At 72.1% G+C, this 23,385-nt stretch carries 17 protein-coding genes; 8 read left to right on the top strand and 9 right to left on the bottom strand.

Going from position 1 to position 23,385, the window contains the following annotated elements; all coding sequences use genetic code 11:
• Window positions 1-414 precede the first annotated feature (414 nt).
• Together ACWD0J_RS37020 and ptsP are read left to right on the top strand one after the other, a co-directional pair.
• The gene (locus ACWD0J_RS37020; protein WP_451500261.1) at window positions 415-864 is read left to right on the top strand and encodes a PTS sugar transporter subunit IIA; all 450 of its coding nucleotides are present in this window, start codon (window positions 415-417) and stop codon (window positions 862-864) included.
• 80 nt (window positions 865-944) lie between these two features.
• A complete protein-coding gene (gene ptsP / locus ACWD0J_RS37015; RefSeq protein WP_451500260.1) occupies window positions 945-2,615 on the top strand; it encodes a phosphoenolpyruvate--protein phosphotransferase in 1,671 nt (556 codons plus the stop codon).
• Window positions 2,616-2,683: 68 nt separating this feature from the next.
• Here the strand turns inward: ptsP and ACWD0J_RS37010 are convergent, their stop codons facing one another.
• Together ACWD0J_RS37010 and ACWD0J_RS37005 are read right to left on the bottom strand one after the other, a co-directional pair.
• The gene (locus ACWD0J_RS37010) at window positions 2,684-3,577 is read right to left on the bottom strand and encodes a hypothetical protein (RefSeq protein WP_451500259.1); all 894 of its coding nucleotides are present in this window, start codon (window positions 3,575-3,577) and stop codon (window positions 2,684-2,686) included.
• Between the two features lie 22 nt (window positions 3,578-3,599).
• Entirely contained in the window at window positions 3,600-4,808 is a 1,209-nt protein-coding gene (locus tag ACWD0J_RS37005; RefSeq protein WP_451500258.1) for an MFS transporter, read from the bottom strand.
• A gap of 111 nt (window positions 4,809-4,919) precedes the next feature.
• Here ACWD0J_RS37005 and ACWD0J_RS37000 point away from each other — a divergent pair, with 111 nt between their 5' ends.
• Window positions 4,920-6,239 (top strand): aminotransferase class I/II-fold pyridoxal phosphate-dependent enzyme, encoded by a 1,320-nt coding sequence (locus ACWD0J_RS37000; protein WP_451500257.1) that lies wholly within the window; start codon window positions 4,920-4,922, stop codon window positions 6,237-6,239.
• Window positions 6,240-6,257: 18 nt separating this feature from the next.
• Here the strand turns inward: ACWD0J_RS37000 and ACWD0J_RS36995 are convergent, their stop codons facing one another.
• Window positions 6,258-8,225: an acetoacetate--CoA ligase gene (locus tag ACWD0J_RS36995; RefSeq protein WP_451500256.1), complete on the bottom strand. Its 1,968-nt coding sequence runs from the start codon at window positions 8,223-8,225 to the stop codon at window positions 6,258-6,260.
• Window positions 8,226-8,437: 212 nt separating this feature from the next.
• On the opposite strand from ACWD0J_RS36995, the gene ACWD0J_RS36990 reads away from it, so the two are divergent.
• Complete coding sequence (locus ACWD0J_RS36990; RefSeq protein WP_451500255.1) at window positions 8,438-10,804, top strand: glycoside hydrolase family 31 protein; 2,367 nt, start codon at window positions 8,438-8,440, stop codon at window positions 10,802-10,804.
• A 2-nt stretch (window positions 10,805-10,806) separates the two neighbouring features.
• Here ACWD0J_RS36990 and ACWD0J_RS36985 read toward each other — a convergent pair whose 3' ends face one another.
• Together ACWD0J_RS36985 and ACWD0J_RS36980 are read right to left on the bottom strand one after the other, a co-directional pair.
• Window positions 10,807-11,343, bottom strand: a complete 537-nt coding sequence (locus ACWD0J_RS36985) for an NUDIX domain-containing protein (protein ID WP_451500254.1) — start codon at window positions 11,341-11,343, stop codon at window positions 10,807-10,809.
• 88 nt (window positions 11,344-11,431) lie between these two features.
• Window positions 11,432-12,244 (bottom strand): M15 family metallopeptidase, encoded by an 813-nt coding sequence (locus tag ACWD0J_RS36980; protein ID WP_451500253.1) that lies wholly within the window; start codon window positions 12,242-12,244, stop codon window positions 11,432-11,434.
• 205 nt (window positions 12,245-12,449) lie between these two features.
• On the opposite strand from ACWD0J_RS36980, the gene ACWD0J_RS36975 reads away from it, so the two are divergent.
• The 4 genes from ACWD0J_RS36975 to glpK all read left to right on the top strand — a co-directional run bounded on the left by ACWD0J_RS36975 (window position 12,450) and on the right by glpK (window position 17,986).
• A complete protein-coding gene (locus ACWD0J_RS36975; protein WP_451500262.1) occupies window positions 12,450-12,875 on the top strand; it encodes a Zn-ribbon domain-containing OB-fold protein in 426 nt (141 codons plus the stop codon).
• A complete protein-coding gene (locus ACWD0J_RS36970) occupies window positions 12,872-14,062 on the top strand; it encodes a lipid-transfer protein (RefSeq protein ID WP_451500252.1) in 1,191 nt (396 codons plus the stop codon). The genes ACWD0J_RS36975 and ACWD0J_RS36970 overlap by 4 nt, the downstream gene beginning before the upstream one ends.
• Before the next feature lie 145 nt (window positions 14,063-14,207).
• Complete coding sequence (locus ACWD0J_RS36965) at window positions 14,208-15,833, top strand: EAL domain-containing protein (RefSeq protein WP_451500251.1); 1,626 nt, start codon at window positions 14,208-14,210, stop codon at window positions 15,831-15,833.
• Window positions 15,834-16,465: 632 nt separating this feature from the next.
• A complete protein-coding gene (gene glpK / locus ACWD0J_RS36960; RefSeq protein ID WP_451500250.1) occupies window positions 16,466-17,986 on the top strand; it encodes a glycerol kinase GlpK in 1,521 nt (506 codons plus the stop codon).
• A 76-nt stretch (window positions 17,987-18,062) separates the two neighbouring features.
• Here the strand turns inward: glpK and ACWD0J_RS36955 are convergent, their stop codons facing one another.
• The 4 genes from ACWD0J_RS36955 to ACWD0J_RS36940 form a co-directional block, all read right to left on the bottom strand.
• Entirely contained in the window at window positions 18,063-18,671 is a 609-nt protein-coding gene (locus tag ACWD0J_RS36955; RefSeq protein ID WP_451500249.1) for a GTP-binding protein, read from the bottom strand.
• Window positions 18,672-18,792: 121 nt separating this feature from the next.
• The gene (locus ACWD0J_RS36950) at window positions 18,793-19,188 is read right to left on the bottom strand and encodes a DUF742 domain-containing protein (protein ID WP_451500248.1); all 396 of its coding nucleotides are present in this window, start codon (window positions 19,186-19,188) and stop codon (window positions 18,793-18,795) included.
• Between the two features lie 9 nt (window positions 19,189-19,197).
• Window positions 19,198-19,635, bottom strand: coding sequence for a roadblock/LC7 domain-containing protein (locus tag ACWD0J_RS36945; protein ID WP_451500247.1), 438 nt, complete (start codon window positions 19,633-19,635; stop codon window positions 19,198-19,200).
• On the bottom strand, window positions 19,632-22,733 hold the full coding sequence (locus tag ACWD0J_RS36940; RefSeq protein WP_451500246.1) for a nitrate- and nitrite sensing domain-containing protein: 3,102 nt from the start codon (window positions 22,731-22,733) through the stop codon (window positions 19,632-19,634). The genes ACWD0J_RS36945 and ACWD0J_RS36940 overlap by 4 nt, the downstream gene beginning before the upstream one ends.
• Window positions 22,734-23,385 lie beyond the last annotated feature (652 nt).

The raw sequence follows: 23,385 nt of genomic DNA, 5'->3' as shown, positions 1-23,385 counted from the left end.
CTGGCGTTGACTTTTGGCACGCTGTTGAGTTCTCAAGGAACGGACGCTTCCTTTGTACTCACCCTCTCGGGCTTTCCTCCGGGCGCTTCCCTTCGCTGTTCCCAACTCTACCAGTGTTTTTCCGGCCCTCTGACCACCGTCCCGCGAGCACGCAGAAGAGTGACCCCGAGATAGGATCTGACAAGTTGGGTGCTGCCAGGCAAGGACGTCAGGTGCGTCGCTCAGCCCCGAGCAGGAGTACGACTGTACACGGGGCCGCGAGACGGGTGCAAATCGATTGCGGGTATGGTCTAGACCACTATCGTCAGCTCTCCTGCGGAACCGGTACTACCTGTGACATACCCTGCTGATCGGTGTGCCGTCCGGGACAGGCAGAGACGGCCCCTATAGATCTCCACCCCCGGGAGGCTTCCCATGACCACCGTGCAGTCCCCTCTTGCCGGACGCGCCATCGGACTGGCAGCAGTGCCCGATCCGGTCTTCTCCGGGGCCATGGTCGGCCCGGGGACGGCCATCGACCCCGTGCGTGAGCCCTCCGAGGCCGTGGCCCCGGTGGGCGGTGTCATCGTCTCGCTGCACCCGCACGCCTTCGTGGTGGTCGACGAGCAGGGGCACGGTGTGCTCACCCACCTCGGCATCGACACGGTGCAGCTCAACGGCGAGGGCTTCGAGCTCCTCGTGAACAAGGGCGACACCGTCACGCGTGGGCAGAGCGTGGTGCGCTGGAACCCGGCCGCGGTCGAGGCCGCGGGCAAGTCCCCGGTCTGCCCGGTCGTGGCGCTGGAAGCGACGGCCGATGCCCTCTCCGAGCTTCGTGAGGACGGCGATGTGAAGGCAGGCGACAGTCTCTTCGTCTGGAAGTGACATCGGTGCCGTCGCACGACGGCGAACAGGCGCAACCAACCGCGGCGGCGGGACCCGCCGCACTATCGGAGACGGGTGAGATGGAGACAACGCTGCGAGGCGTCGGCGTGAGCCACGGTGTGGCGATCGGCGAGGTTCGGCACATGGGAACGGCGGTCCTCGAACCGCCGGCCAAGCAGAACCCGGCTCAGGACGCGGAGCGTGAACAGGGGCGCGCCCGCAAGGCCGTCGAAGCCGTGGCGGCCGACCTGATGGCGCGCGGCAATCTGGCGGGCGGCGAAGCCCAGGCGGTGCTCGAGGCGCAGGCCATGATGGCGCAGGACCCCGAGCTGATGGCGGACGTGGAACGGCGCATCGTCGTGGGGAGCACCGCCGAGCGTGCGGTGTACGACGCCTTCGCCGCGTACCGCGCTCTGCTGGCCGGTGCCGGTGAGTACCTGGCCGGTCGGGTGGCCGACCTCGATGACGTGCGGAATCGTATCGTCGCTCGTTTGCTCGGGGTGCCCATGCCGGGTGTGCCGGACAGTGACGAGCCGTACGTCCTGATCGCGCGCGATCTGGCGCCGGCCGACACGGCGCTGCTGGACCCGGCTCTGGTGCTCGGTTTCGTCACCGAGGAGGGCGGGCCGACCAGCCACAGCGCGATTCTGGCGCGGGCGCTCGGTGTGCCGGCCGTGGTGGCGCTGCCCGGTGCCAGTGAGCTGGCCGAGGGCACGATGATCGCCGTGGACGGCAGTACCGGCGAGATCTTCGTGAACCCCAGCGAGGAGAAGAAGGCGCGGATGTCGGCCCAGGCCGCCGAGCGCAAGGCCGCGCTGGCGGGCTCGTCAGGGCCCGGCGCCACCTCCGACGGTCACAAGGTGCCGCTGCTGGCCAACGTCGGCGGGCCGGCCGACGTGCCCGCGGCCGTCGAGGCCGGTGCCGAGGGTGTGGGTCTGTTCCGTACCGAGTTCCTCTTCCTCGACGACAGTAAGAACGCTCCGTCGCAGGAGAAGCAGGTCGAGGCCTACCGGCAGGTTCTCGAGGCGTTCCCCGAGGGCCGTGTCGTCGTGCGGGTGCTGGACGCGGGGGCGGACAAGCCGCTGGACTTCCTGACCCCGGGCGATGAGCCGAACCCGGCGCTGGGCGTGCGGGGTCTGCGGACCCTGCTCGACCACCCGGAGGTGCTGCGCACCCAGCTGACGGCTCTGGCCAAGGCCGCCGAGGGCCTTCCGGTCCATCTGGAAGTCATGGCTCCGATGGTGGCGGACCGCGCCGACGCCAAGGCGTTCGCCGACGCGTGCCGTGAGGCCGGGCTGCGGGCGAAGTTCGGCGCGATGGTGGAGATCCCGTCGGCCGCGCTGCGGGCGCGCTCGATCCTGCGGGAGGTCGAGTTCCTCTCGCTGGGGACCAACGACCTCGCGCAGTACACCTTCGCCGCGGACCGTCAGGTGGGCGCGGTGTCCCGTCTGCAGGATCCGTGGCAGCCCGCGCTGCTCGACCTGGTCGCGCTGTCCGCCGAGGCGGCGAAGGCCGAGGGCAAGAGCTGCGGTGTCTGCGGTGAGGCCGCGTCCGATCCGCTGCTGGCGTGTGTGCTGACCGGTCTGGGTGTCACCTCGCTCTCCATGGGAGCGGCATCGATTCCCTACGTCCGGGCGACGCTGGCGAAGTACACGCTGGCGCAGTGCGAGCGGGCCGCGGCCGCGGCCCGGGCGACGGACAGTGCCCAGGAGGCGCGCACCGCTGCTCAGGCGGTGCTGTCCGGCGAGTAGTCGGGCCGAGGCCGCCGTCGGCTGTCCCTGAGGGGCGCTCCACCTGCGGGTGGGGCGCCCCCAGTCGTTCAGTGGTGGTGTCCCCTCCCCTGTCCGGTGTCGCCGAGGTCGGGTGGTGCGCAGTAGTCGACGTCCGACTCCGGGGAGATGAGGTCGCCGGAATCGATGTCGGTGCAGTAGGCGTCGAAGACTTCTCCGGCGGTGAGGGGTTCGAGGCCTTCGGCGCGCAGGCGCCAGCCGTAGACGCGGTCCGGGGTGTCCGGGGCGCTGGTGCGCATGACGAGGCCGCCGGGGCTGTGGGTGCCGAGACCGAGGGCCAGGACGGTGGTGAACTCCAGGGCTTCGGCCTCGTCGAGCTGGGTCGCGCCGTCGGCGTCCTCGTCGGCGTGCAGTACGGAGACGAGGGTTTCCGGGGTGCCGGTGACGCTGCAGACGAGGTGGCGGTTGCCCGGGTGGGCCGTGTCGAGGATGCGGACGAGCAGGTGCGAGGCGCGGATGAAGGACGCGCGGCTGATGTCCTCGCCGCAGGAGGCGCACGTGCCGAGGCGGGCCAGCAGGGTGCTCGCGTACTCCCAGGTGGCCTGTCGGACGGCTTCGTCCACCAGGGCCGGTACGAGTTCGGTCAGGGGCCTTCCGTCGTACGGGACGGTGGGGCCTGTCGTGGCGAGTCGCGCTGTGAAGCGTGTGCGGCTGGACGGGATGTCTGGGTCCAGGCCGGTCTCCGCGCAGTATTCGGCGTACTCCTGCGGGTCGAAGAGGGCGACGGTGGTGTGGCTGCCCTGTGCGGCGCGGGTCCTGAGGAGGTCTTCCACCTGGTGGAGATAGGTCGTGTGGTCGTCGAAGGTGAAGGTGCGGTAGCGCCGCATCGCCCGGAAGTCGTGCTCGTCGGTGAGCAGGCCGATGGTGCCGGCGATTTCGCGGCGCAGGACGCGCCGCATGGTCCGGTGGTCGGTGTGCGCCATTTTTCCCCCTGTGCGCAGTCGATCAATGCTCACTCACAGTAACCGGCGGCACTGACAACGAGGTCCGGGCGAGGCGGTCTCGGACGAGCCGGCGCTGGATCAGGCAGGTCAGGGCGATGGTGGCACCGAAGGTGGTCCAGCCGACGGGGCCGGTGGCGATGGCCGCGGTGACGGCGAGTGGCCCGATGCTCCGCTGGGCGGACTGGGCGATGCCGTGGACGCCCAGGTAGGCGCCCAGGGAGGTCTCGGGAGCGAGGGCGACGGAGAGTTCCCAGGACACCGTGGCGTGCAGGATCTCGGCGACGGTGAAGGCGACGGCCACCGCCGTGAGGAGGAGCGTGGCCGTGACCGGGCCGCCGGTCGCCGAGAACGCCATGGCGACGCCGCCCAGCGCGAAGGAGGCGGAGAGCGGGACGAGAAGGTCGCGGGCGGCGGCCGACGTGGTGCCGAACCGGGCCAGGGGGACCTGGAGGGCGACCACCATGACGTTGTTGAGGACGAGCAGCAGGGGTGCGAGGCCGTGCGGTGCGTTGCTCGCGTGGGCGATCCACAGGGGCAGGCCCACCTTGAAGACGGCGTCGTCGAGGAAGAGGACGGTCTCGGTGGCCACGTAGGCGAGGTAGGGGCGGTCGCGCCAGGGGTTCGCCGGTGGGGCCGGGCGTTCGGAGCTCTTCGACGTGGTGATCGTGCGGGAGGAGGACGGGGGTTCGCCGCAGCGCAGGGTGAGGAGTGCGGTCGCGACGAAGGAGAGGGCGTCGCCGGCAAGGAGCCACTGGTACGCGGCCGTGGTGTTGAGGGCGAGGGCCCCCGCGGCGGCGAGGCCGCCCAGGGCCCAGCCGGCGTTGGCGACGGTTCGCTGGACGGCCTGGTAGCGGACGCGGCCCGGTCCGGCGACCCGGGTGGCGTAGAGCTTGGTGAGCACGTTCGCGGCGCGGTCGCCGAGGCTGCCGACGGACGAGAAGGCCAGCAGCAGGAGGTAGTCGTCCGTGGTGAGCAGGGCGAGGGAGGCCAGGGCGCGCAGCAGTTGGAGAGCCGGCAGGACGCGGGTGAGCGGGAAGCGGTCGGCGAGGTGGCCGCCGATCGGTGCTCCGGCGACTCCGACGGCCCCGGCGAGGGCGACGAGTGTGCCGACCTGGGCGACGGAGAGACCGGCCGCGTAGGTGAAGTACAGGACGGAGACGGATGTCCACAGCCCGCTGCCGATGCGGTCGACCAGGGCCGTGCCGAGCATTCTGCGTCCGTCGCGCCCACCGGGGAGGGCCCTCGACCATCTGGCTGCGCGGCGTATCGGATGCACTGCTCCCCCTTGCTTCCATTTATGTACTGATACATACTTGGCAACGTGGCAATACAATATGGGATCAGTGGGACGACAGCCAAGGGGATTGCCGCGTCCGTGGAACGGGGCGTCGTGGAGGGGGCGTTGGGGCCTGGAGTCGCGCTGCCGCCCGTGCGGCGGCTGGCGGATGCTCTGGGGGTGAGTCCGGGGACGGTCGCCACCGCCTACAAGGAGCTGCGGCAGCGCGGGATCGTGGTCACGCGCGGGCGCGGCGGGACCGTGGTGGCGCCCGCTCCGGCGGTGGCGTCCCGGCGGCCGCCCAAAGTGCCGGAGGGGCTGCGGGACTTGTCCGGCGGGCATCCTGATCCCCAGTTGCTGCCCCGTCTTGTGCCGCCCTCGCGCCTGTCCCCCGGGGCTCGTTCGCACCGGTCGGCCCCGCGGCTGCGGCGGCTCGAGGACGCCGTGCGCGACTGGCTGCGGCCCGACGGTGTGCCGGTGGAGCACGTGACGTTCGCGCACGGGGCGCTGGACCTGATCGGGCGGCTGCTGTCCGTGGAAGTGCGGCCAGGCGACGCCGTGGCCATGGAGGATCCCGGGTACCACCATCTGCTGGATCTGGTCACGGCCCTGGGGCTGCGGATCGTTCCCGTGGCCGTCGACGACGAGGGCGTGCGGCCCGAGGCCCTGCGGGAAGCGCTGCGGGCAGGGGTGCGCGCGTTGGTGTGCAGTCCGCGGGCGCAGAATCCGTACGGCGGTCGCTTCTCCCCGGCGCGCCGCGACGCACTGGTGGAGCTGTTGCGGGAGGAGCCTGACGTGCTGGTCGTGGAGAACGACCACGCGTCCGCCGTGGCCCAGGCGCCGCTGCGGACGCTGACCGGGGGCGGGCTGACGCGCTGGGTGCATGTACGGACGGTCAGCAAGTTCCTCGGGACCGACCTGAGGTGGGCGGCCGCCGCCTGCGACGCGGTCACGCTGGCCCGGCACGACGGACGGTTGTTGCTGACCTCGGGCTGGGTCAGTCATCTGCTCCAGGAGACCGTGTACGGGCTGCTGACCGACGACGGCACGCGCGCGTTGGTGGCGCGCGCCGAGGCGGCGTACGCGTCACGCCGGAACGCTCTGCTCGGGGAGTTCGAGGCGCGCGGGATCGGGGCCCATGGGGCGAGCGGGATGAACCTGTGGGTGCCCGTGCGGGACGAGTCGGCCGCGGTGAACGGGCTGCGGTCGTACGGCTGGTGGGTGGCGGCCGGCGCCCGGTTCCGGATGGCGGCCGGTCCGGGGCTGCGGATCTCCGTGGCCGATCTCGCGTCGGCCGACGCGGCGCGGCTGGCCTCGGACTTCGCCGCCGTACTCGGTGAGTCCGAGGCCACCTACGGAGGTTGACCGCCCCCGGGGACGCGGTCAGGTGCGCTTGCGGGCCAGGTCCTCGTACAAGTGCAGCAGGTCAAGGTCGTCGATGGAGCCGGGGTTGACCGCTTTCTCCAGAGGGGTGCCCTGGAGGAGGCGTTTGACCGGCACCTCGATGCGCTTGCCGGTGAGGGTGTGCGGGATGCCGGGCACCTCGATGACCTCGTCGGGGACGTGGCGCGGTGAGAGCTGTTCGCGGATGGTCCGCCTGATGCGGTCCAGGAGGGCCTCGTCGAGGGCGGCTCCGGGGACGAGGTGCACGAAGAGGGGCATCCAGTAGCCGCCGTCGGGCTGTTCGACGCCGATGACGAGGGACTCCCTGATCTCGGGGAGGCGTTCGACCGCTTCGTAGATGTCGGCCGACCCCATGCGTACGCCCTGGCGGTTGAGCGTCGAGTCGGAGCGGCCGTGGATGACGACCGAGCCGCGCGAGGTGACGGTGATCCAGTCGCCGTGGCGCCACACTCCGGGGTAGGTGTCGAAGTAGCTGGCCCGGTAGCGGCTGCCGTCGGGGTCGTTCCAGAAGTGGATCGGCATCGACGGCATGGGGTTGGTGACCACGAGTTCGCCGACCTCGTCGACGAGGGGCCGGCCGCTCGGATCCCAGGACTGCAGGTCGGTGCCCAGGCCGGGTGCCTGGAGCTCGCCGATGTAGACCGGGAGCGTCGGTACGGCTCCCGCGAAGCAGGAACACACGTCCGTGCCGCCGCTGACGGACGCGATCCACAGGTCGTCGCGGACCTCGTCGTGCAGCCAGCGGAAGCCGTCGGGCGGCAGGGGCGACCCCGTGGTGGCGACGCACTTCACCTTGGAGAGGTCGTGATCGCGGCCGGGGTGCACGCCCGCCTTGCGGCAGGCCATGACGTAGGCGGCGGAGGTGCCGTAGAGGGTGGCTGCGGTGCGTTCGGCGATCCGCCACTGGGCGCCGGTGTCCGGGTAGCCGGGGCTGCCGTCGTAGAGGACGATCGTCGTGCCCGTGAGGAGGCCGGAGACGAGGAAGTTCCACATCATCCAGCCGGTGGACGTGTACCAGAAGAAACGGTCCTGGGGGCCGAGGTCGCAGTGCAGGCCGAGTTGCTTCAGGTGCTCGACGAGGATGCCGCCCTGGGACTGGACGAGGGCCTTGGGGAGGCCGGTCGTGCCGGACGAGTAGAGCACCCACAGCGGGTGGTCGAAGGGCACCTGTTCGAAGACGGGCTCCGTGTCCGCGCTCGTCAGGGCGGACCACTCCAGGGCGCCCTCGGGGGCCTCGGTGCCGAGCAGGGGGATGTGGACGACGGCGCGCAGGGTGGGCAGTTCGCGGCGGAGTTCGGCGACGGTGTCGCGACGGTCGTGTTCCTTGCCGCCGTAGCGGTAGCCGTCGACGGTGAACAGGACGACCGGCTCCACCTGCTGGAAGCGGTCCAGGACGCTGCGGGCGCCGAAGTCGGGGGCGCAGGAGGTCCAGACGCCGCCCACGGCGGCCGTGGCGAGCAGGGCGACCACGGCCTCGGGAACGTTCGGCAGGTAGCCGCTGACGCGGTCTCCGGGGCGTACGCCGAGGGCCCGCAGCTCGGCGGCCAGGGAGCCGACCTGGCGGCGCAGCTCGGACCAGGTCACCGGGCGGGGCTCGTGGGTCTCGTCGACGTACAGCAGCGCCGGTTCGTCCGCGCGGGTGGCGCTCGCGCGCAGGGCGTGTTCGGCGTAGTTCAGGGTCGCTCCGGGGAACCACCGGGCGCCGGGCATCGAGCGGTCGCCGAGCACGCGCGCGTACGGGGTCGAGAACCGTACGTCGAACCACTCCGTGACGGCCTTCCAGAAGGTGTCCAGCTCGTCGACGGACCAGCGGTGCAGCGCGGGATACCCGCCCTCGGCGGGGGCGCCGTGGTGGTCCGCCGCCCAGGACTGGAATCTCGTGACCTGTGCCCGGGCGATGTGTTCCGGATCGGGCTGCCAGAGCGGCTGGGGGTTCACGGTCGGCATGAGCGGCTCCCGGACTGTGCGCGTCGTGTGCGTCCTCCGCGCACGGGCTGGGGTGTGCGCGTGACGCGGCTGACACGGACGATGCCATGTGATCGACATCCGCACCAGGGCGAGCCCCCCATAGTCCGTGTCGTGAAGATGTGGTTCCGGCACAGGTGAACGGAAGTTGAACGACACGCACATGTGGGCCGGTCAATGGCAGGGTGAGCAGCATGGACGGTCGTGACCTGGTGCGTTCGGTGAAGGCGGTCGGTTCGGCGGGGGCGGCCCAGGGGGTGCGTACCGTGCGGGCCGCGTGGCGCAGAAGGCGCACTGATGCCACCGGGCTGCCGGCGCGAGGCGCCGAGCGGGCCCGGGTGCCGGGGTCGGTGCAGGACGTGGAGCCCGGGCCCGGGGGCGGTGTCGTCCGGTTCAGCCGCTCCGAGCTGCGGATCGTCGTCGCCGTGAACGGGGCTGTCTTCTGGGGCTGGGACGGGGCCGCTCCGGAGCCGTCGTACGCGCTCGCGGGCCGTTGCCCGGAGCCCGACCCCCGGGCGGTGCTGGAGCCGGACAAGGACGGCGGCTGGCGGGTGGTGGCGGAGCGCGTGACGGTCTCCGTCTCGCGGCACGGAGCGATCGAGGTGTGTACGCCCGGAGGAGTGAGCCTGCGCAGGGATCTGCCGCCCCGGTGGTGGGAGCCGGTCGGCGGCGGCCCGGCGCGCTGGATGCAGCGCTCGGAGGTGGCCGCGGACGCGCGGTTCTTCGGGCTCGGAGGCCGTGCTTCGGGGCCGCGGCTGCGGGACGGGACGTACCGGCTGTGGAACACCGATCCCGGCCGGCCCTTCGGTCCCGGCGACGATCCGCTGTACATCACGATGCCGGTGCAGCTGGTGGTGGCCGACGCGGCCACGCACCTGGTGTTCCACGACACCTCGTGGGACGGCACGGTGACCCTGCGGGAGGGCGAGGAGGGCGCCGGGTCCGGGCACGACCGCAACGGCATGTCGGAGCTGCGGATGGACGGCGGTCCGCTGCGCTGCTGGGTGGTGGTGGGCACTCCCGCGCGCGTGCTGCTCATCTGGGCCGCTCTCACCGGGGCGGCCGCGCTGCCGCCCGTCTGGGCGCTCGGCCACCAGCACGCGCGGTGGGGTTTCGGCAGCGAACAGGAGGTGCGGCGGATCGTCTCGGAGTACGTGGAGCGCGAACTGCCGCTCGACGCGGTCCATCTGGACATCGACCACCTCGAAGGCCACCGGGTGTTCACGGTCGACAGCGAGCGTTTCCCGAAGCTGCCGCAGCTCGCCGAGGAGCTGCGGCGGGACGGGATCCGGCTGGTGTCGATCATCGATCCGGCGGTCAAGGCCGAGCCGGGCGGCGACGTGTTCGATCGTGGCACGGCCGAGGACGCCTTCGTACGGGACGCCGCGGGCCGGCTGGTGCGGGGGGTCACCTGGCCCGGGGAGGCCGTCTTCCCGGACTTCACGCACGCGCGCGTGCGGAAGTGGTGGGGCCGCCTCTACGAGGAGCGGCTCGCCCAGGGGTTCTCGGGTTTCTGGCACGCCATGAACGAACCGACCTCGTTCACCGCGTTCGGGGAGTCGACGCTGCCGCGGTCGGCCCGGCACTTCCTGGAAGGGCGCGGCGGGGACCATCGCGAGGCGCACAACGTGTACGCCCTGTGCATGGCCCGGGCCGGCTACGAGGGGCTGTGCGCACTGGCTCCCCAGGAGCGGCCTTTCGTCCTCTCACGCTCCGGGTGGGCGGGCATGCAGCGCTACGGCGGCGCGTGGTCCGGTGATGTCGCCACCGGGTGGCCGGGGCTGCGGGCGTCGCTGTCGCTGGTCATGGGCCTCGGCCTGTGCGGGGTCCCGTACTCGGGGCCGGACGTGGGCGGCTTCGACGGGAGCCCGTCACCCGAGCTGTACCTGCGCTGGTTCCAACTGAGCGCCTACCTGCCGCTGTTCCGCACCCACGCCGGTGAGCGGGCGGGGCGCAGGGAGCCGTGGGAGTTCGGTGCCGAGGTGCTGGAGCACGCGCGCGTGGCGCTCGTCGAGCGCCGTCGGCTGCTGCCGTACTTCGTGACCCTGGCGCATCTGGCCCGGCGTACGGGAGCGCCCTATGTGCGGCCGCTGTGGTGGACGGCGCCCGAGGACCGCGCGCTGCGCGACTGCGAGGACGCGTTCCTGCTGGGCGACTGCCTGCTGGTGGCGCCGGTGCTGGATCCTGGGGCGGACCGGCGGGCGGTGCAGCTGCCGCGGGGCCGCTGGTACGACACGGCGACGGAGCAGGTCCACGAAGGGCCCGGGCAGGTTCTCGTGGACGCTCCCCTGGGGCGCGTTCCGGTGTTCGCGCGCGCAGGTGCCGTTGTCCCGGTGCGTGGGGAGGACGGCGGCCTGGAACTGGAGGTCTGGGCGCCCGCTCGGGGACGGACCGGGGGCGGGCTGGTCGTGCGGGACGCGGGCGACGGCTGGGACGAACCGGAGATCGAGCGCTACGCCGCCCGCTGGGAGGGCCGGCGGGTGGTCGTCGGGCGGGAGGGTGAGGACGGGGTGAGCGAGCCGCCTCACCCGGTCCGCGTACGAGGGCTCGGGACGAGCTGAGGTCAGACGTACCGGCCCTCGAACCATGCCCGCACGGCCAGGGTGTGCAGGGGGAAGGCGAGCTCCTCCGGCCTGCGCAGGAGCTGCCAGCCCGCCGTCTCGTCGGTGGCCGTGGAGGGCGGGAGGCCGTCGGCGGGGCGCTCCGGGAGGCCCCCGAACAGCAGCAGGTGTCCGTCGTGGGAGCTCATGGCGTCGACGAGCCGCACGTCGCGGCTCGCCGCGTCGATGCCGGTCTCTTCCTTGAGCTCGCGGACGACCGCCTGCCGCCAGTCCTCACGGTCGTCGATGAAGCCGCCGGGCAGGGCGATGCCCCCGCGCGCGGGAGCGATGGTTCGCGTGATGACGACCAGGGCGGCGCCCTGGGTGTCGTACACGGGCTGGAGGGCCACGGCGACCGGGAGCGGATTGCGGTAGGCCACGGTGTGGCAGGCCGGACAGGTGCGGGGCCAGCCGGAGACGCCCTCTCCGTAGAGAGCTCCACAGCTCGAACAGTGGGAGCCGGGCGTGGAGTTGGGGGTGGAGTACTGAGTTTCGGACACGCGGCGGACTGTATCCGATGATCGGAACGGCGTCGTCCGGGGGAGGCCTGATCGCCGGTGGCGAGGCGTCGACGGGGGTGGATGAGGCTCAGTGGCTGCGGGTCAGCGATTTTGCGGACACCGGGAAGTCGAAGTAGGTGTCCGGGTAGGGCTCGGGCCTGTAGGTGTAGTGCCACCACTCCTCGGCGAGGTTGACGAAGCCCAGGTCTTCCACGGTGTCCTTCAGGAGCAGGCGGTTGGCGCGCTGGCCGCCCTGGATGCGTGGGTCGAGGGTGTGGGAGAGGGTGTCGAAGCAGTCGAACCCGGTGCCCATGTCGACGGAGTTGTCGGGGAAGCGCTCGCCCCTGGGGGCGTAGCAGGGCACCAGGGGCTCACCGGGAACGTACGGCCTGGTCGGCCTCGCCGGGAGCCGCACGAGGGTGAGGTCCACGGTCGAGCCGCGGCTGTGGCCGGATTTCTCGGCGATGTAACCGTCCTCGAACAGGCGGGTCTTGTCGACGTCCGGGTAGAACTCGCCCTTCATGGCCTGGTCGTCGAGGTCCTGGGCCCAGCGGACGAAGTGGTCGACCGCTCGTTGCGGCCGGTAGCAGTCGTAGACCTTGAGGCTGTATCCCTGGCGCAGGAGTTCGCGCTGCGCCTGGTGGAGTGCTTCCGCGGCGGGCCTGGTCAGGATGCAGAGGGGCTGCCGGTAGCCGTCGACGCGCTCGCCGACGAAGTTGTGCGGGGTGACGTAGCGCATCTCCTGGATGATCGTCGGGTCCACGGTTCTCAGGGCCACGAAGTCCTCCGGCGCCCTGGGCCCGGTGCCGGCCCGGGCGGTGGCGGAAGTGGCGGTGACGGCCAGCAGGGTGGCGGTGACCGCGGTGACCAGAGCGCGTACCGCGCGGGAGAGTCGTGTCATGTCTCCTGCATCTATCAGGTGCGCGTTGCCTCGGGGAAGCGATCGGATGCGATCGGACGCGGTCGGACGCGGTCGCCGCCGGGGAGAGGTGCCCCGACGACGGATCTGTGACGGGTCTGCCCATGCGGCGTCGCCCGTGACAGACTTCTGACGTTCCGTCAGATTGCGGCGGTGGGGAGGGACCGTGTCACGTACACCGACACCCGTGGTCGCCGGGTGGTTCACCGGCGACGGGGAGGACTTCCGGCTCCTCGGTACCCGCTGCCGCGCCTGCGCCTCGGTGTTCTTTCCCCGCGAGGAGGTCCACTGCCGCAATCCCGGGTGCGCCGGCGGTGATCTGGAGGAGGTGCCGCTCTCGCGGCGCGGGCGCGTCTGGTCGTACACGGACGGCCGCTACCGGCCTCCGTCACCCTATGTGACCGACCCGGAACTTCCGTGGGAGCCGTACGCGTTGATCGCTGTGGAGCTGGAGGCAGAGCGGATGGTGGTTCTGGGACAGGCCGTCCCGGGGGTCACCGTCGCCGATCTGACGGTGGGCATGGAGGTGGAGGCCGTGCCCGGCGTGCTCCATGAGGACGCGGAGCGGATCTGGACGACCTGGCAGTGGCGGCCGACGGGGGTGACGGCATGACGGGAGAGGTGGCGGTGCTCGGCGCGGGCATGCACCCATGGGGCAAGTGGGGGCGTGGATTCGTCGAGTACGGCGTGGTGGCGGCCCGGGCGGCGCTCGCGGACGCCGGGCTGGACTGGCGGGACGTCGGCTCCGTCGTCGGCGCGGACACCGTGCGCGGCGGCTATCCGGGATACGTGGCCGGGGCCACGTTCGCGAGGGCGCTGGGCTGGCAGGGAGCCCGGGTCACGAGCGTGTACGCGGCGTGCGCTTCGGGGGCGCAGGCCATCGACACCGCGCGCGTGCAGATCCTGTCGGGCCTGGTGGACGTGGTGCTCGTGGTCGGGGCGGACGCCGCCCCGAAGGGCTTCTTCCGGCCCGCCGGCGGGGACCGGCCCGACGACCCGGACTGGCTGCGCTTCAGGGTGCTGGGAGCGACCAACCCGACGTACTTCGGACTGTACGCGCGTCGGCGGATGGCCGTGCACGGGGATAGCCCGGAGGACTTCGCGCAGGTCAAGGTGAAGAACGCCGCCATGGGCGCGCTGAATCCGTACGCGCGCTACCGCAAGCGGGTCACCGCCGAGGAGGTCGCCGCCTCCGCCGTGGTCGCCGATCCGCTGCGGCTGCTCGACATCTGCGCCACCTCCGACGGCGGGGCGGCCGTGGTGCTGTCGAGCATGGAGTTCGCGCGGAGACGGGGGGTGGCGGAGCCGGTGCGGATCCGGGCCGTGTCCACGGTGACACCGCGTTATCCGAACACGGTGCTGGACCTGCCGGACATCGCGACGGACTCCGCGGCGGCGGTCGAGCCGGCCACCGAGACGTTCCGGGCGTCCATCGCGCGGGCGGCCTACGAGGAGGCCGGCGTCGGGCCCGAGGATCTCTCCCTCGCCGAGGTGTACGACCTGTCCACCGCTCTGGAGTTGCAGTGGTACGAGGATCTGGGGCTGTGCGGGGAGGGCGAGGGGGTGAAGCTGCTGCGGGAGGGCGTGACGGCTCCGGGCGGGCGCACACCCGTCAACACCAGCGGGGGGCTCGCCTCCTTCGGAGAGGCCGTTCCGGCCCAGGCGATCGCCCAGGTCTGCGAGCTGACCTGGCAGTTGAGAGGAGCCGCGGGCGAGCGGCAGGTCGCGGGCGCGCGCGTGGGGATCACCGCGAACCAAGGGCTGTTCGGGCACGGGTCGGCGGTGATCGCGGTGCGGTGAGGGCGGGCGGGCGGCTGCTCGGGCGGACCCTGCGGCACATCGCGGAGCAAGGGCTCCCCCTAACGGTGCGTGACCGGCTCGGAATGCTGCGTGAACGTCTCGTGAACTGCGCCTGGGCCCGCGCCGACGGCGCCATCATGCTCCCGTGCGCTCCTGGACGGATACTCTCCGCTTCGCCTTCCAACCGGTGGTCAACCTGACGACGGGCGGGGTCGCGGGGCTGGAGATACTCGCCCGCCCGGAGACCGGCGACATCCTGGCCGAGGCCCGGCGCGACCCCGAACTCGACGGCCGTCTGGCGGTGCTGGCAGTCCGTACGGCGGTGCGCCGGGAGACGCTGCTGCCGTTGCACGTCAACGTGTTCGCCGGCACCCTCGCCGACCTGGGCGGGCTCACCCCGCTGCACGACGCCGTGCGTGGCGCGGGGCGGCTGCCCTGGGAGGTGACGATCGACGTCGGCCCGCCCTGCGCGCACGTTCCGCAGTCGGCGCTGCTGGAGGCGGTCGGCGGGCTGCGGGAGCAGGGGTTCCGGATCAGCGCGGACGGGATTGGCGACGGGGACGTCCCCCTGCGGCTGCTCACGGACCTCGCGCCCGACCTGGTGAAACTGGACGCGTCGCTGCTGGCGCGGCCGGCGGCGATGCGGGCGATGCGGACCCTGTGCGACGAGCTGGGCGCGCTGGTGGGCGTCGAGGGCGTGGAGACCGAACGGCAGTACGCGGCCGCCCTGGCGGCCGGTGCGCAACTGGCGCAGGGCGAGCTGTTCGCTCCGCCGTCCCGGCTGCCCGCGGCGGACGTGTACGTGCCGCCCCGCTCCGCCGCCGTCACGGGGACGGTGCGGCCGGGGCCGACGGTGCGGGAGTTCGTACGGCCCGCCGCGCTGCTGCCCGCCACCGCGTCCGCGAGCCAGGTGCGAGCGCTGCTGACCGGGTCGCCGGAGGTGTCCGGGGTGCTGCTCGTGGACCGGGACGGGATGCCGGTGCGGTCGGTGCACCGCTCCCGCTTCCTGCTGTCCATGTCGGGGCGCTACGGGCACGCCCTGTATGCCGACCGGCCCGCCGCAAGGCTCGGGGATCCGCCGCGGACGGTGGGCGTCGACGCCACCGCGTGGGAGGTCCTGGACGTGGTGGCCGTGGGCGACCGGGACCGCACGTCGGACGACGTGGCCGTCGTCGACCGGTACGGCCGGTGCGTGGGCGTCGTACGACTGGCGGACCTGGTGCGGGCGCTGGCCGAGAGCCGGGTCGAGGAGGCGGCCGGGCTCAATCCGCTGACCCGGCTGCCCGGTTCGGACGCGATCACCGGTGAGGTGGACCGGCGGATCGCGGACGGGCGGACCTTCGCGCTCAGCTGGCTGGACGTCGACCACTTCAAACAGGTCAACGACGGGGCCGGGTTCGCGGCGGGCGACGAGCTGATCCGGTCGGTGGGGCGGGCGCTGCAGCACGCGGAGTCCGGCGGTACCCGCGTCGGCCACATCGGCGGGGACGACTTCCTGGTGCTTACGGACCCGGACGGGCTGGAGCCACTGGCGGCCTCCGTGCTGGACGTCCCCTGGTCGGCGGGCGGACGGCCGGTCACGCTGTCCCTGGCCACGGTGGTGTGCGTGCCGGGCAGCGTGCCCGGTCACCGCGAGGCGGCCGCCTGCCTGGCCCCGCTGAAGCAGGCCGCGAAGGCACTGGACGGGGCGAGTTGGGTACTGGGGCACGCCGGGCTGCCGGGGCACGAGATCCGTCGCGGGTCGGGAGCGGCGACCGCGGGGGTGGGATAGGCGGGGCAGCAGCCCGAGCAGCAAACACCCGCGGGTTCCAGCGCGCTGAGCCGAAGCCGAGCGTGAAGCGGTGCGGCAGCCGCACGACCACCGACGTCCGCCAGCTCCCCACCGCCAGGGCGGAACTGGCGGGCGTTCGACAGGGGCGCGAGTGTGCGTCCGGGAGTCCGCGGTTGTCGGTGCGGACCCATGCCCGTCAACCGTTGTCGTCAGCGACCTTGACGCTCCCTGGACGCCGGTGAACACTTCCGGTGTCAGCCGACATCGCCATACATTCTCGGCGTATTCAGGCACTGTGCCGCGCGGGATTGCCTGAGCCGAGGCCCCTCCCCCACGGGCGACCGGCTGCGACGGCACGCGCGTCGCGGACGCCGGGCGGGGCGCGGGACCCTTCCTGCCCTCGGCTGTCCGCCAAGGGAGCCGCACCCTGCACGGAGGACCGGGACCGACCGTCCCGGGCCAGGGCCTAGGAGCCGCCATGAGCAGTGGCCCACCGGTTACGCCGTCAACCCGGCGCGCGACCTCGGCCTCCGCATTTCTACAACACAGCCTTCAACACAGCCTTCTGAGCAGCCTCCGCGCAGTTTCGAGCAGCACGAGCAGCCTTCCTGAACCCAGCCCAAGGGGTAGCCATGACGGACAACGCCGAGAAGTACGTCGCCGCGATCGACCAGGGCACCACCTCCAGCCGCTGCATCGTCTTCGGCCACGACGGCGCGATCGTCGCCGTCGACCAGCGCGAGCACCGCCAGATCTTCCCGAAGCCGGGCTGGGTGGAGCACGACGCCACCGAGATCTGGTCCAAGGTCCAGGCGGTGGTCGCCGGCGCGCTCGCCAAGGCCGGACTGCGCGCCGACCAGCTCAGCGCGCTCGGGATCACCAACCAGCGCGAGACGACGGTCCTGTGGGACCGCGCCACGGGCAAGCCCGTGCACAACGCGATCGTCTGGCAGGACACGCGGACGTCGGCGCTGTGCCGGCACCTGGGCGGCCCGGACGGGCAGGACCGTTTCCGCGAACAGACCGGGCTGCCGCTGGCCAGCTACTTCTCCGGGCCCAAGGCGGCCTGGCTGCTGGACAACGTGCCGGGCCTGAGGGCGCGTGCCGAGCGGGGTGAGATCGCCTTCGGCACCATCGACTCCTGGCTGATCTGGAACCTCACCGGCGGCACGGACGGCGGGCGGCACGTCACCGACGTCACCAACGCCGGGCGGACCATGCTGATGAACCTGGAGACCCTCCAGTGGGATCCGTCCATCCTCGCCGCGATGAACGTGCCCGAGGCGGTGCTGCCCGAGATCAGGTCGTCCGCCGAGGTGTACGGCACGGCGGTCGGCCAGCTCGGGGGCGTGCCGGTCGCCTCCGCGCTGGGCGACCAGCAGGCGGCGGTGTTCGGGCAGGCCTGTTACGACGTGGGCGCGGCGAAGAACACGTACGGCACGGGCAGCTTCCTGTTGCTCAACACCGGCGACCGGCCGGTGCCGTCGAAGAACGGGCTGCTGACGACGGTGGGCTACAAGATCGGCGGCGAAGCGCCTGTGTACTGCCTGGAGGGGTCCATCGCCATCACGGGCGCGCTGGTCCAGTGGTTCCGCGACCAGCTCGGCATCATCCGTACCGCCGACGAGATCGAGCCCCTGGCGGCGAGCGTCGAGGACAACGGCGGCGCGTACATCGTGCCCGCGTTCTCCGGTCTGTACGCGCCGTACTGGCGCTCCGACGCGCGCGGTGTGGTCACCGGGCTGACCCGGTACGTCACCAAGGCGCACCTCGCGCGCGCGGTGCTGGAGGCGACGAGCTGGCAGACGCGGGAGGTCGTGGACGCCATGTTCCAGGACTCCGGGGTGCGGATCACCACCCTGAAGGTGGACGGCGGCATGACGAAGAACCACCTGCTGATGCAGCACCAGGCGGACGTGCTCGACGTGCCGGTGATCCGGCCCAGGGTCTCGGAGACGACCTGTCTGGGCGCCGCGTACGCGGCCGGGCTCGCCACCGGCGTGTGGAACAGCCTCGACGAACTCAAGGCGCACTGGCGACAGGATGTGGAGTGGACGCCCTCCATGGACGCGTCGGTGCGCGACCGCGAGTACCACAGCTGGCGCAAGGCGGTGGAGAAGAGCTTCGGCTGGCTGGAGGACGGCGAGAACTAGGCTCCACGCGCGCGTGCGCCGCGCTCACGGACAGCGGCCCGGACCCCTGCCGGCGGGGTCCGGGCCGCTGTCCGTGTCACGTCGTGACGGTCTGGCGGCGCTCCGCCGTGAACGCCATCGCGTGCCGGACGACCCCGATGAGGATGTCCTTGACGGATTCCCGGTCGCGGGCGTCGCACAGCAGCAGCGGTACGCCGTCGTCGAGGTCGAGTGCCTGGCGTACGGCGCTCTCCGGGTAACGGACGGCTCCCTCGAAGCAGTTGATGCCGACGACGAACGGTATGGAACGCCGTTCGAAGTAGTCGACGGCGGCGAAGGAGTCCTCCAGGCGGCGCGTGTCGGCGAGCACGACGGCGCCGAGCGCGCCCTCGGACAGCTCGTCCCACATGAACCAGAAACGCTCCTGCCCCGGAGTCCCGAACAGGTACAGCACAAGGTCCTCGCGCAGCGAGATGCGGCCGAAGTCCATGGCCACGGTGGTGGTGTGCTTGCCTTCCACGCCGCGGATGTCGTCGACCGGGCGCCCGGCCTCGGTGAGGTACTCCTCGGTGCGCAACGGCTTGATCTCGCTGACCGCGCCGACAAGGGTGGTCTTGCCCACGCCGAAGCCGCCGGCCACCAGGATCTTGAGTGTGACGGGCTCGACCGGGGGCTTGCCGCCGCGCTCAGAACGCCCGAAGATCATCGATCTCTTCTCCTGCTTTGATGGGGGTGGGGGACCTGGACGCCGAGCGCCGCGCACAGTCCGTCCGTGAGCGCCTCGCGGTGCTCACGAAGCAGCCTCCTTCGGGGCGGGGGCGTTTCGGTCACAGCGCTCTGAGGCCGTTGATGACATCGCGCAGGATGCTCTCGTCCGGCAGTTCCGCCGGGGGCACGGGCCGGTTCACGTGGACGAACTCCGCGTCCACGAGGTCCCCTATGAGGACCCGTACCACTCCGATGGGCAGGTCGAGTTCGGCGGACAGTTCGGCGACCGACTGCGGGGCCTGACGACACAGATCGACGATGTCCACGTGCTCCGGGGACAGCGTGTGGTCCCCTTCCGCGTCGTCCGCGTGGATCTCCGTGACGACCACCGCGATGACGTCGAGGCGGTGCTGGGCCGCACTGGTGGTGCGGCCGCGTGTCATGGCGTACGGACGGACGACCGGCCCGGCCTCGTCGTCGAACCAGTGACTTCTTCCCTGACCGTCTGTGCTCATGTCATTCCACTACCCGCCCTGGGGCCGATCGGCGCGCGGAGCGGCGCCCAGATGCGCGCCGACCCGCTTGACCAGGAGCGTCATCTCGTAGGCGACCAGGCCCACGTCCGAGTCGGCGTCCGAGAGCACGGCCAGGCAGCTGCCGTCCCCGGCGGCGGTGACGAACAGGAAGGCGTCGTCAAGCTCCACGACCGTCTGCCGGACGCTGCCCGCCTCGAAGTGGCGGCCCACGCCCTTGGCGAGACTGTGGAATCCGGAGGCCACGGCGGCCAGGTGCTCGCTGTCCTCCCGGCTCAGGTCCGCGGAGACCCCGATCGGCAGGCCGTCGCCGGACAGCACAAGGGCCTTGCGGATGCTCGCGACACGGTCCACCAGGTCGTCCAGGAGCCAGTTGAGCTCGCCGGACCTGTCGGTCGCGGTGTGGCCGGTCGCCTTCGGTGCGGTCATCGACCGTCTCCCTTTGTCGTTCGTTGTGGTGCTGTGCCGCTGTGGGCGTCGTCGCCCGCGGCGTTCTCCTCGCGGCCGCGTCGCCAGCCCCGCTGGAGGGAGGCCATACGGCTGCGTACCTCGTCGGCGTCCCGCTCGTCGAGCTCCGCCCGGTCGTCGGTGGGCCGCTCGGGGCCCTTCTTCAGCTGCGGAGCCAGGCTGGCCTGCCGCACCCGACGGGGCAGCGGAGCCGCTCCGGAACGGCTGTCCTGCGGAGCGGACCCTCGCGGCGAGCCGGAGCCCGCCGTCTGTCGTCCCGCGGATCCGAATCCGGAGCCGGCCTGTTGTCCCGCGGGCCCGGATCCGGCTCCGGAACCTGAACGGGGCTGCTGACCTGGAGCTGCGGCGCCGGAGCCGAAACCGGGTCCTGCACCGGGCCGTTGCCATGCCGGGCCGGAGCCGGGCGCCCGGGGCGCCGCGTGGTCGTCGGCGTCGCGGGAGGCCTCGGCCGAAGCACCGCCCAGGCTCTCGGGGCCGTTCGACGCGATCTCGGTACGGCGGGTGCGCCGCGGCAGCACGGGTGCCCCGGGCGTCTCACCGAACTCGTGACCGGTGGAGGCCGGCCCGGTCGAGGGCCTCGCCGCGTCGGTGCGCTGCTCGTCGAGGGGGTCGGGGACGCCGGTCGCCCGGCGCTGCGGGCCTGTGCCTCGCCGGCGTGCGGGCAGCGGGGCCGCCGCCTGCGGGCGTGTCCGGTCCGGGCCCGCCGGGGGCTCCTCGTCCGCGTCCTCGCGGCGCGACCGCTGCTCGGTGACCGGCCGTCCGTGCGAGCTGACCAGCTTGGGTGCCCGGCGCAGGGGCAGCGGGACCGGGGCGTCGAGGTCGTCGTCCGGGCCGGCCGGGCGGGCGCCGCTTCCGGCGCCCTGGGGTTCCCCGCGCACCTCGTCCGGGCGGACCCCGGTCATGTCCTCCGCGTGGGAAGGGGAGCGGCGCGGCCGGAACAGTCCGCCGCGTTCGCTCTCCTCGTCGTCGAGCCCGCCCGGGAAGCCGCCGAGGGCGTCCAGGCCGACGGGGGCCTCCAGTTCGACCGGACCGTCCAGAAGCGCGGGCGACAGGCCGGGCAGCTGCCCCGACGCCGTGGAGAGCGGGGCGCGGCGGGTCTTCTCCGGTTCGGCTTCCTTCGGCGGCCGGGGCCGGTCGAGGCGGAAGCCGATGCCGTTGGTGTCCGGCACGTCGTCCGACAGCAAGGTGTCCGGGATGAACACCACGGCCGTCGTACCGCCGTACGGCGACGGCTGGAGGGAGACCCGGACGTTCTGTCGCTGGGCGAGCCGGCTGACCACGAACAGGCCCAGCCGGTCGGTGTCGGACAGCTCGAACTCCGGTGTCTCGGCGAGCCGGAGGTTGGCGTCCAGGAGGGCGTCGGCCGCCATGCCGAGACCGCGGTCGTGGATCTCCAGGGTGAAGCCGTTGGCGACCCGCTCGCCCAGGACCTGGACGGCGGTGTGCGGCGGGGAGAACACGGTGGCGTTCTCCAGCAGTTCGGCGACGAGATGCGTGAGGTCCGCCACCGCCGGGCCGGTGACGGCGACCCTGGGCAGCCGACGGACCTCGACGCGCTCGTAGTCCTCGACCTCGGCGACGGCGGCCCGGACGACGTCCATGAGCTGCACCGGCTTGCGCCACTGCCGGGAGGGAGCGGCGCCGGACAGGATCACCAGGCCCTCGGCGTGCCGGCGCATACGGGTCGTCAGGTGGTCCAGACGGAACAGGTCGGCGAGTTCGTCGGTGTCCTCGGTCCGGCGCTCCATGGTGTCGAGCAGGGTGAGCTGCTTGTGCAGGAGGACCTGGCTGCGCCGGGCGAGGTTCACGAAGACCTCGGAGACGCCGGCCCGCAGTTCGGCCTGCTTGACGGCGGCCTCTACGGCGGCGCGCTGGAGCGTGTTGAGCGCCTGGCCGACCTCGCCGATCTCGTTCTTGTCGTACTCCAGCTGCGGGACCTCGGTCTCCACGTCCACGTGTTCGCCCGCGGACAGGCGGCGCATCACGCTGGGCAGCCGTACACCGGACGCCTCGTGGGCCTCCAGGCGCAGTTGCCGCAGGTCGCGGATGAGGTTCCGGCCGACGCGGACGGACAGCACGAGCGAGGCGAGCAGCGCGACCAGGCCGAGGACCCCGGCGACGGACGCCTTGACGATGACGCCCATCGCGTCCGGGCGGACCCGGTCCTGGTAGCGGTCGCCCGCCTGGTCGTTGAGCGTGGCCAGATCGTCGAGCACGTTGCCGGCGGCCGCGTCCCAGCTCTTGGCGGTGACGGTGCGGGGGGTGCCGGGGGCGGCGGAGATGACGGACCGTTCGGCCGAGCGCAGCGGAGCCGTGGTGGCGTTCTTCCAGAAGCTCCGGAAGCGTTCACGCTCCGTCGGCGGGAGCACCGGCAGGCTGATGTCGTACAGCAGGGTGCGCTGGGCGGCGAGGTCGGAGACCTCGCGGATCTCGTCCCGGGAGAGCTTCCCGACCACCAGGGCGGAGCCGAGGAGGGCGTCCTCCCGGGAGAGCAGTTCGCGGGCGCGGGTGACGTTCACCAGGGCGCGGGCCTGCTTGTCCAGCTCCACGCTGTCGACGCCGTCGAGGGCCGCCAGGAGGGAGTAGCAGGGGTCGACGAGCCGGTTGTACTGGTCGAGGGCCTGGAACCGGGTCACGGTGCCCTCCTCGACGCTGCGCCGGAGCGAGTCGATGCCTTCCAGAGCGTCCAGTACGGCGGTGACGTGTTCGTCGTCGTCCGCGTCCATGTCGTCACGGACATCCGGGTTCGTCGCGTTCGCGCGGAGTTCGGCGACGGCGTCGTCGGTGGCGTCCCGGGTGGTGCGCAGCGCGGACAGCGCGTCCGAGGCCCGGGGGTCGGCGAGGTAGACGAGGGTCTGGCGGCGTTCCTGCTGCAGGACGCGGACGGCGTCCTCGGTGGGGTAGCCGATCTCCTCGACGAGGGACGACACATGGAACAGCCGGGCCACTTCCCGGCCCGTGAGTACCGTGGCGAAGCCCCAGATCGCGATCAGGGACACCAGCGGCACGAGGAGCAGCGCCACGATCTTCCGGCGGATCGACTTCCCGCGAAAGCGCATGGCCTCCCCCAGCTCGACCCCCTCCGACAGGGGGTACACATGTACGTCAATAAACGGCGCGAGCCTACTACTGACACGCACGTAACTCGAAGACCGGTCCGGATTCCGAACGCCCGGGCCCACGGCACGTCATGGGGAGTTGTCCGCCCATTGCGGGAGATTGTGTCCTGCCCGCCTGCGACGGCGACCGGGCCGGACGCGACCGGAACGGCTGGCCAGTTGGCCGGATCTTTACGGTCCGTGGGAATCTTGAAGGCGCGTTGTTCGTCCTTCTCTATGGGAGTTGGGGGAGGAATCGGCCACAGGAGCCGCGTCCCGCAACCGGGCGGCGTAAAACAGCGCAAGCCGGGCAGCCGCTGGAGAGTCGTGTCTTCGGACACGGGGCGAGCGGTCTGCTGGCAGTGGGGAGTGACATGTCGATGGACACGGCGGAGCGGCAGAAAGCGCCGTCACACGGCGGTGCGGACAGGGTGGCGCCCCGGACGGCCCGGCGCGCCCTTGAGGCGCCGGATCGCGACATTCCGGCGGACGGACCGGCGAGGACGGGCGAGCGCGAGGGCAGGGCGGCCACGGCGGCAGCGGCTGTGGCCCCAGTGGGGGCTCGACATCGACGGACAGCGCGTCATCGATCTCGGCGAGCTGTTCGGCAACG

The organism is Streptomyces sp. NPDC003011 (genome assembly GCF_053591515.1).
Note: the sequence above shows the minus strand (reverse complement) of the source record. Positions and strands in the feature narration are given on the sequence as shown.